This is a genomic window from Streptomyces torulosus, from assembly GCF_001419765.1.
Classification (GTDB): Bacteria; Actinomycetota; Actinomycetes; order Streptomycetales; family Streptomycetaceae; genus Streptomyces; species Streptomyces torulosus.
On the sequence record NZ_LIRK01000944.1, the window covers coordinates 1 to 2,834 of the forward strand.

The following is a 2,834-nucleotide window of genomic DNA, read 5'->3' on the forward strand; positions in this document are numbered from 1 at the left end:
CCACCGGGCCCTGTCCCCCGCCATGGCCGCCCTGGCGGTGACGGTGCCGCTGCTGCCCCTGCTCGCCACCTGCCCACCCGGCCTCACCTGACCCACACTCGGCCTCACCCGACCCGGGCCCGGCGTCGGCAGCCACACGGCAGTGGCAGCCCCGCGCCGCTCACCGTCCCTCCCCTCCCCTCACCTCACTTGATGTGGCGGGCGACGAACGTGGCGTGGTGGAGGAGATGTTCCAGCGGGCCGCGGCGGAAGCGCCGGGTCCACAGGGTCGCGAACAGCATGGCCGCCGCCGTGAACGCGAGCAGCGCGATCAGCGCCGGGACGGTCTCCTCCTCCATGCCGACGACGCGGATCGCGAGGATGTGCAGGACGTACGCGGTCAGGGCGATCGTGCCGACCGCGGTCACCGGGGCGGCCCAGCGGGTGAGGCGTGGCATCCGGTCGGTGACGGCGAGACACACGGCCAGCACGGCGAGCGCGACACCCGTGTTGCCGAGGATCGAGAAGGTCGTCTGGCTGTGGGGCGCGCCCACCAGCAGCCACGTCGCCGGGGTGTGGTCGAGGAGTTCGCCGACCGTGTCGGACCACCAGGCCGAGGCGCCCGCGTCGCCGTCCGTCGCGGCGGCGACGGTGGCCCGCGCGTGGGGTACGAAGGTCAGGGCCAGCCAGGAGCCGCCGTGGCCGAGCACGGCCAGGGCGCCGCCGGTGAGGGCGAGGCGGACGCGGACCGTGGTCCGGGCGAGGTCGAGCCGGGCCACCGCCATGCCCGCGACCACGAACGGCATCCAGGTGAGCACCGGGTACTCCCCGGTGAACAGCAGCTCGACGACGCCGTCCGTGTCGCCGATCCGGGCCAGCGGGTCCACGGCGATGACGGTGTCGGCCCAGGTGCCCTCGTCGATGGACCGGCGGACCGCGTACAGCACCTGGGGCATCACCAGCGCGCCCGTCGCCGCGACGACGGCGAGCGGCACGGCCCTCAGCCGGTACAGCGGCAGGACCGCGAGGAAGATCAGGGCGTAGAAGGCGAGGATCACGTCGACGTCGGTGTCCAGGGCGGTCAGGGCGAGACCGAGGGCGAACAGGACGGCCGAGCGGATGACGATCCTGCCCACGGCCTGCCGTCCGGGGCGCCCGGTCCTCGGGTGCGGGCGGCCGGTGATGAGGACGAGCGAGAAGCCCGCGAGCAGGGCGAAGAGCGCGGAGGAACGGCCGCGGGCCAGTTCCAGGACGAAGCCGAGGGGGCCGCCCACGGCGGGGTCCGGTCCGACATGGGCGGCGTACATGCCGAGGACCGCGAGGCCCCGGGCCAGGTCGACGCCGATGAGCCTCCCCGTCGGTGACGGGGCGCCGGGGACGGCGGTCGGGCGGTCCGCCCGCACGGGCGGGGACGGCGGTGGCGGGTCGGGTGTCATGGACCTCAGCGTCGGGAGCGGGGTGGGCCGCGGCCCATCCGGCGGGCGGCCGGAGTCGTCCCCGCCGACCGGCCGGAGCCGCCCCCGCCGCGCGCCGCGCTCCCGCACCACCCCTGCCGGACGGAACCCGCGGGCGACAGCCGCCGTCACAGGGTTCCGACGGCGGCCCCGGGGTGAGGGGAGCTCAGGTGATCCGCGTCATGGTGGTCGACGACGAAGCCCTGCTCCGTACGGGGTTCGAGCACATCCTCGGCACCGCGGACGACATCGAGGTCGTGGCGGCGGTCGGCGGCGGCCGGGCGGTCGCCGTGGTGCGGGAGCTGTGCCCCGACGTGGTGCTGCTCGACATCCGGATGCCGGACGTGGACGGTCTCACCGTCCTGGCGGAGCTGCGCCGGCTGCCGGACCCGCCGGTCGTCGCCATGCTGACGACGTTCGACATGGACGAGTACGTGGCGGCCGCGCTGCGCTCGGGGGCGGCCGGGTTCCTGCTGAAGGACACCGACCCCGAGCAACTCCCTCATCTCGTACGTATGTTGGCGGACGGCGGGGTCGTCCTGGCGTCCCGGGTCACCCGTACGGTCGTGGCCGGCTATCTCGACGGCGGCCCGCGGCAGGAGGCCGTCCACCGCGTCGCGGGGCTGACCGAGCGGGAGCGTGCGGTGCTCGTCCTCCTCGCCGAGGGCCTGTCCAACACCGGCATCGGGACCCGGATGAACCTGAGCACGGGCACGGTCAAGGACCACGTCAGCGCCGTCCTCGCCAAGCTGGCGGTGGGCAACCGCGTCCAGGCGGCCCTGCTCGCCGAGCGCGCCGGTCTGCTGCGGGCGCGGCGGGACGGGGAGGCGGGGTGAGGCGGTGGCCGGCGGTCCGGTCGTACCGTCCGCCGGCGGTGCTGTGGGACGCCGTACTGGTGGCGGCGGCACTGGTGGACGTCCGGATCCACTTCGCGCCGGACGAGCCGCTGCGCATGGTCTGCGCCCTGTTCGCCGCCCTCGTCCTGCCGGCCCGCCGCCGACTGCCCTCGCTGACGTTCCTGCTCGCCCTGCCGTCCGCCCTGGTCTCCGACGCGGTGTTCGCCACGCTGGCCGCGCTGTACACCCTCGCGTCCCTGTCCCGGCACCGGCTCCTGCTGGCCGGGTGCGCGCTGGCGTACGCCGCCTGTGATCTGACCTGGTGGTCGTGGCCCTCGCCGGAGTTCCTCGAACCGCACGAGACCTCCGCGCTCGTCACGGTCACCTACAGCGTGGCGACGGGGGTCGCCCCCGTCTTCCTCGGCCAGCTCGTCCAGGCCCGCCGCGAACTGTCGCTGCGGCTCGACGAGATCTCCGAGGCCCGCGAGCACGAGCGCCTGCTGCTGGCCCAGGGCGTGCTGGCCCGGGAACGCGCGCAGCTCGCCCGGGAGATGCACGACGTGGT

The 2,834-nt window shown here is 75.0% G+C and carries 2 protein-coding genes and 1 pseudogene; 2 read left to right on the forward strand and 1 reads right to left on the reverse strand.

The window, feature by feature from the left end; genetic code table 11:
- Positions 1-185: 185 nt before the first annotated feature.
- Complete coding sequence (locus AOK23_RS42875; RefSeq protein ID WP_055717781.1) at positions 186-1,415, reverse strand: DUF418 domain-containing protein; 1,230 nt, start codon at positions 1,413-1,415, stop codon at positions 186-188.
- A 188-nt stretch (positions 1,416-1,603) separates the two neighbouring features.
- Here AOK23_RS42875 and AOK23_RS42880 point away from each other — a divergent pair, with 188 nt between their 5' ends.
- Entirely contained in the window at positions 1,604-2,269 is a 666-nt protein-coding gene (locus AOK23_RS42880; protein ID WP_206336446.1) for a response regulator, read from the forward strand.
- Positions 2,266-2,834, forward strand: a pseudogene (locus tag AOK23_RS42885) (two-component sensor histidine kinase); the annotation flags it as partial. The gene AOK23_RS42880 and the pseudogene AOK23_RS42885, both read left to right, overlap by 4 nt.